At 51.1% G+C, this 6000-nt stretch carries 6 protein-coding genes; all 6 read left to right on the top strand.

All coding sequences use genetic code 11. The annotated features are described in order from the left end of the window. Positions 1–1161: HNH endonuclease (locus F1379_RS30475; RefSeq protein ID WP_239004842.1), on the top strand; the 1161-nt coding region annotated here is incomplete at its 5' end. Further along, the gene (locus F1379_RS27740) at positions 1158–1592 is read left to right on the top strand and encodes an SMI1/KNR4 family protein (RefSeq protein ID WP_150275714.1); all 435 of its coding nucleotides are present in this window, start codon (positions 1158–1160) and stop codon (positions 1590–1592) included. The genes F1379_RS30475 and F1379_RS27740, both read left to right, overlap by 4 nt. Before the next feature lie 12 nt (positions 1593–1604). Beyond that, the gene (locus F1379_RS27735) at positions 1605–2063 is read left to right on the top strand and encodes an SMI1/KNR4 family protein (RefSeq protein WP_239004843.1); all 459 of its coding nucleotides are present in this window, start codon (positions 1605–1607) and stop codon (positions 2061–2063) included. Between the two features lie 183 nt (positions 2064–2246). Further along, the gene (locus F1379_RS27730) at positions 2247–2639 is read left to right on the top strand and encodes a nuclear transport factor 2 family protein (RefSeq protein ID WP_150275713.1); all 393 of its coding nucleotides are present in this window, start codon (positions 2247–2249) and stop codon (positions 2637–2639) included. A 233-nt stretch (positions 2640–2872) separates the two neighbouring features. Then, positions 2873–5215, top strand: a complete 2343-nt coding sequence (locus F1379_RS27725) for an ATP-binding protein (protein WP_150275712.1) — start codon at positions 2873–2875, stop codon at positions 5213–5215. Between the two features lie 2 nt (positions 5216–5217). Then, positions 5218–5790, top strand: a complete 573-nt coding sequence (locus tag F1379_RS27720) for a Pvc16 family protein (protein WP_150275711.1) — start codon at positions 5218–5220, stop codon at positions 5788–5790. The last annotated feature ends 210 nt before the right edge of the window (positions 5791–6000 follow it).

The following is a 6000-nucleotide window of genomic DNA, read 5'->3' as shown; positions in this document are numbered from 1 at the left end:
GTCGGCACACTGGCTGCGGTGGTTGTGCTGGAGATTGTCACCGGCGGGGCCATCACCGCATTCCTTCCGGTATTGATGCAGTTCCTGATGACGGCCATGAATGCATCGGCTGTAGTAGCTGTGGCTAAGACACTGGCAGACGCGGCGGGCTATATCGGCCAATATCTGAGCAAGGGCTGGCAGAAGCTGGTCGAGCCCGCTTCGATCGCCCTGGCGACGGCGATGGCAATGGGGCTGGTCGAGCTGGCGATGGAGCTGGGCTTCAAGGGCCTGGGTAAAGGCCTGAAGAAAGCCGGCGCAGCGGTGAAGAAAGGTGCCACCGCGGCGGCCAAGGGTGCCAAGAACGCGGCAAGCGCAGGCGTACGCAGCGTCAAGAGCCTGCTGAAATCCGGAGCCACCCTCGCTTCCAAGTCAGGCAGTATGATCATCCGTAACGGTAAAGTGGTGATCAAGAGTCTGCAAAAGGGATTCACGAAGGGGGTCACGAAGCTCAAGGGTCTGCTCGGCAAGATCCTGAACAGGTTCAAGTTCAAGCGGTTCGAGCTGGAACGGCAAAAAGAATGGATCATCCTCTACGGGGTGTTTAATCCAAGGTTGAAGATTGCCAAAGCTTCCACTAGAAACGCTGATGAATTACTTGAACAATATGAAAAATTAATGGAAGAAGCGGCAAGAAAACAACCGAAGTATCAAAGAAAGCTTAATAAACCAAGAAATTACAAAAGTGTGAAACGTACGGATGATGGAGGTGCCATTTATACTTTTACATCTGCAAAGAACGGACTGGATTACCAAATTAAATACGACGCAGATGGATTCCCGGTGTTTAACTCGAAGCAGGATTTATCCTTGCCTGAAAGCTATTACTTGGAACCGGATGATATTCAGTTTGAATATTTATCGAAGGAACTTTTTAAGAAAATAGAAAGTGATAAAAATCTTGCTCAGAAGTTTACTGCCGAAGAGATTGCCTTACTGAAAAAAGGTAAAGTTCCCGAGACATTGACCTGGCATCATCATCAGGATACTGGCAAAATGCAGATCGTAGATTATTTTGAGCATCAGGTAGCTGGCCATACCGGCGGTAGAGCGATTTGGGGAGGAGGCAGAGCTGGAAGGAAAGGAAAAATCAAACGGAAAATTGCGGAGTTGATAAAATGAATAAAATAACATGGAGTGTGACAGAAGGGCCTTTGGAGCATGAACTGATTCAAAGAGCGGAGCGCATGTTCGGTTACAGCTATCCGGAAGATTACAAAGATTGCGTCAAATATAATGATGGGGGATATCCTTCCCCCAATCTATTTGACCTTCCCGATGAAGAATCAGTTGTATTCAACAATCTTATCAGTTTTACTAGCAAGGAAGTAAATATATTCATGTATATGCAAATAGTAAGCGAACCGCGTATGAAAGGCCTGGTTCCTTTTGGCAGGGATCCCTTTGGTAATTTAATTTGTTTTGATTACCGAAATACTCAAGAGTCACCGCCAATCGTTTTTTTTGATCATGAAGAGTTCGGCGAAGAGGCAATTATTCCGGTGTGCAAAAGCTTTTCAGATTTCCTGGACGGACTATATTCTAGAGAATAGTGGGTGTTGCTGATGGATTATGAGTATGAATTTACGTTTGAGGATGTAAAGGAGTCAGGTATTGCGGCATTTGAAAGCAAATACGGAATTCAGTTACCTAAACAGTACAGAGACTTTCTGATCAGGAATAATGGCGGTAAACGGGTAAAAAGAAGATTTGATACAGCGAATAAAAAAATTGAAACCTCAGTTATGTTGTTTTTTCCAATCTCGGAGGAGGCTGAGTCAAATTTAGAAGCCTATTATAGAGACTATACATTAAAAAATGTGTTACCATCTAAATTTTTGCCTATCGGCCGTGATCCTATGGATAGTCTTATTTGTTTGGTTATAGAAGGCGAAGAGACCGGTCAGGTTTATTTTTGTGATTTGGATTACCTGGAGGAAGATAACGGCTTATCGCCGGAATGCATCTATTTTGTATCGAATAATTTTGAAGATTTCATCGCACTCCTTCGGGAATCAGAGTAGATATTAATAGACTTTAAATCGCCAGCCTGGTATGCAGCCTCAGGCTGGCTTTTAGTGTGAGTGTTTGTAGAAAGAGATGATCATTTACAGCTCCTTTGGTATGGTTGATGTGATAATCACATAAGCGATTAATATAAATGTATGGTACGATGCGATCCGAAAAAATGGAAGGGTGTGGATTGAATGAACCTTGATGTAGTGAAAGAGTATTTTGCGCTTACCGAGCAATTTGTGACGGAGGAATCCCGCTATGCCGGCATTTTTCACCCTGACATCGAGCAGACCGAATATCCCAACTGGCTGACGGCAAAGCTTACGGTCAGCGATTGGAAGGTGTTATTCCAACGGATGCCCAACGGGGCCAAGCTGCTGTTATCGCAGAATTATGACATTCAGCACGCATTTGAGACAGAGAACGCTGTAATTACTGAGGTGATATGGACGGCGGTCGTCGGTGCGGATCTTGGGACATTCAGAGCCGGGCAGGAGCTGAAGGCTTATTTTTGCTGTGTGTTTGAGTTCAGGGACGGATTAATTTTCCGCCAGCGCAATTACGATTGCTTTGAACGGTTCTGATTTCTGCTTGCTGTCTGTCGGGTGAAGGGAAAGAGGCCGTTTTTTCTGCTAACGATGAAGTAATAACTCTATCCCGCCTCTTTCCATTGATTCTTCTCCATTTCCGCAAGCTTCTTTCCCTCCCCATAACCTGCTGAAAAATAGCTGGAACATTTTCTTTTCAGTTGTATTCCCCCCTCCCAAACTTCCATATTAGTGAACGAGAAAAATAAAGAGTGAGGACATCACATGTCATGAAACTCAAACGACAATCCAAATGGTTTGGTCAGCCTGTAATTGAAAAAGTAACCGGTACTGAAGTTCATCCAACACTTGCCGTGAATCAGCCGGAGTCTGCTGAAATGCGGGAAGAAACAGTGGTAGCGACGGAGGTGCACCAGCAAGAAGAGCTTATCGCACCTAAACAAACAGAAGACGCAAAACCGGTTCACCCTTACACCGCAAATGCCGAATATCTATCAGACGAGCTCCGCTTGCTAGACCTACGTCTGCGTTATTACCGCGCATCTGCCGGCATCGGGGAGCAGACGCTAATCGATGAAGAGATCATCGCTTTGCTGGGCGGTGATGCTTCCCAGGTGGACACTGCAGAGGGGCTTGCGTCCTCCATTGCCCGACTTGAGCGGCACATCACCGAGCGGCTGGCCCTAAGCAGGGAAGCAGGTGTTAAACTGATGCTGCCCCATATCGCCTCGAAGCTGAAGCTGTCGGTGCTGGAGCGGAATTGCCTCATTGCTTGTCTGGCCCCTGAGCTGGACCGGAAATATGAGCGCGTCTATGCCTGCCTCCAGAACGACCTCTCCGCCAGAGGCCCGGCCGTAGATCTGATTCTGTCGTTGTTTGCAGCGCCGGGGGAGGAACAGCTGGCGGCGCGGCTCTCTTTCGAAAGAACCGCACCGCTGATGCATGATCTGCTGGACCGCACAGGCGAATATGGAGACAGCCGCGTCCCGCTGATTGCCCGGCCGCTGAAGCTGGAGGACTGGAGCGTGAGCGCGCTGCTCGGCTTCGAGACGCTGGACGGGAGGCTGGCTCCGGCGGCCAGGCTATATCCGGCAGACACTATTCCTGTAACAACAGAAGAAAGTGAAATGCAGGTGAGACAAATGCTGCGCTTCGTGAACCGGCAACATGCCGGAGCGGAGGGCTGGCCCGGAACGCTGCTGTATTGCAGCGGAGGGGACGAAGCCGAGAAGCTTGCCGCCGCCGGAACTGTATGTAAGCGGCTCGGTGCGGCGCTGCTGGTTGCCGATGCGGGTAAGCTCCTGCTTGAGAACGGCTACCCTGAGCTACTGCGGCTGATCGGCCGGCATGCCCTGCTGCATCATACGGCGCTGCTATTCACCGGCTTTGACGCACTGACGGCCGAGGATGACCGGTACAATCCGCAGATCCGGCTGCTGCTGCAAACGCTCGGCGAACGGGCTCCGCTCACGTTCATTCTGGGCGAGGGACCGTGGCGGGAGAACATGACGGAGATTCCTCTCCATTACATGCAGGTTGACTTCCCGCTGCCGGATGCCGCCGCCCGCCGCAAAGCCTGGCAAAGCTACGCTTCCGGCCACACCCTCTCCGGGGCCGTCGATCTGGCCGACTTAAGCGGAGCGTTCCGCTTCTCCAGAGGGCAGATCCGTGCGGCGCTGCGCGGCGGGGAGGACCTTGCCGTGTGGAACGGCTCAGCCAGCGGAGAGATCGGCGTGAAGGAGCTGTACCAGGCCTGCTACCAGCAATCCGGACGCACGATCCGTACCTTGGCGAGCAAGATTGATGCTGTATACACCTGGGACATGCTGGTCCTGCCGGATGAGGCGATGGGACAATTGCGTGAAATATGCAACCAGGTGAAGTACCGTCCGCTGGTATACGGCGAGTGGGGCTTTGCCGGGCGGCTATCGCTGGGCAAGGGGCTAAACATTCTGTTCTCCGGCCCGCCCGGTGCCGGCAAGACGATGGCTGCCGAGGTCATTGCCACCGAGCTTAATCTGGAGATTTACAAGGTTGATGTCTCGCAGATTGTCAGCAAGTATATCGGGGAGACGGAGAAGAACTTATCGCGGATCTTTGACGAGGCGGAGACCTCGAACGCCATCCTGTTCTTCGATGAAGCCGATGCCTTGTTCGGCAAACGCTCCGAAGTGAAGGATGCCCATGACCGTTACGCCAATGTGGAGATCAGCTATCTCCTGCAGAAGATGGAGGAATACTCCGGCATCGTCATTCTTGCCACGAACCTGAACCAGAACCTGGATGATGCCTTTTTGCGCAGACTGCATTTCAAGCTGGAATTTCCTTTTCCCGAAAAAGAGCAGCGCGAGCAAATCTGGCGGGGGATGTTCCCCGCCGGTGCCCCGGTGGATGATACGGTCGACTACAAGTTCATCGCGGACAAATTTGCGCTTGCCGGCGGCAACATCAAGAATATCGCGCTTAACGCCGCTTTTTATGCGGCTCATGAGGGCTGTCCCATCGGGATGAAGCAGATCATGCTGGCGGCGAAGCGCGAATACCGGAAGCTTGGCAGAACCTTTCTAGGGTCCGATTATGCTCCATACCACCAACTGATTGAGGTGAACTGACGATGGCCGTGGATACCGGTACAGTGATCAGAGATGTCAGCACGAGCCTGAAGGCGCTGCTGAAAGCGGGTGTGCCGGAGCTGAACGATGACAGCTTCATCAGCTTCGGCTCCCCCAGCGATATTGACAGCTCTACGATGAAGCTGTCGATGTGTTTGTATTATTTGAGCCACAGCCCCAGCATGCGCAACAGCGAACGGGAAGAGATCGGCGGCACAGAGGATTTCTATTACCCCCCGGCCTACCTGGATCTTTACTATCTGCTGACGCCCTACGCCAAAGACCGGGAGACGGAGCAGCTAATTCTGGGTCGGATCTTTCAGCTGTTTCATGAGCACCCGGTGCTGAGCGGCGCCGATCTGACCGGAAATCTGGCCGCATGCGGCAACGAGGAGATCCGGATTTCCTACAATAATCTGACCATCCAGGATATCAAGCAGCTCTGGGAGGTTTTCCCCGGAAAGCCGGCCAAGGTCAGCTTGTCTTATCTGGTCTCACCGGTGAGGCTGCCTGCCGACAAGCGGATTACGATCCCGCGGGTTCAGACCCGCGAACTCGGCATTCATCCATATTAGTCTGCTTCTTCTGTGAAAGGAGTGATTCATGGAGGATAACTGGAGCGGAGAATCATTTGTTTATTTGTACGAAGCATTACCAAGGGAGCGCAGCTCACAAAACTTAGCGAATGCTTCCGAAGCGAGTTTTGTACGAAGTAGTAACAGGAAGCGCAGCTCACAAAACTTAGCGAATGCTTCCGAAGCGAGTTTTGTACGAAGTAGTAACAG

This window comes from Paenibacillus tepidiphilus (assembly GCF_008635795.1).
GTDB classification, from domain to species: domain Bacteria; phylum Bacillota; class Bacilli; order Paenibacillales; family Paenibacillaceae; genus Paenibacillus_AQ; species Paenibacillus_AQ tepidiphilus.
Note: the sequence above shows the minus strand (reverse complement) of the source record. Positions and strands in the feature narration are given on the sequence as shown.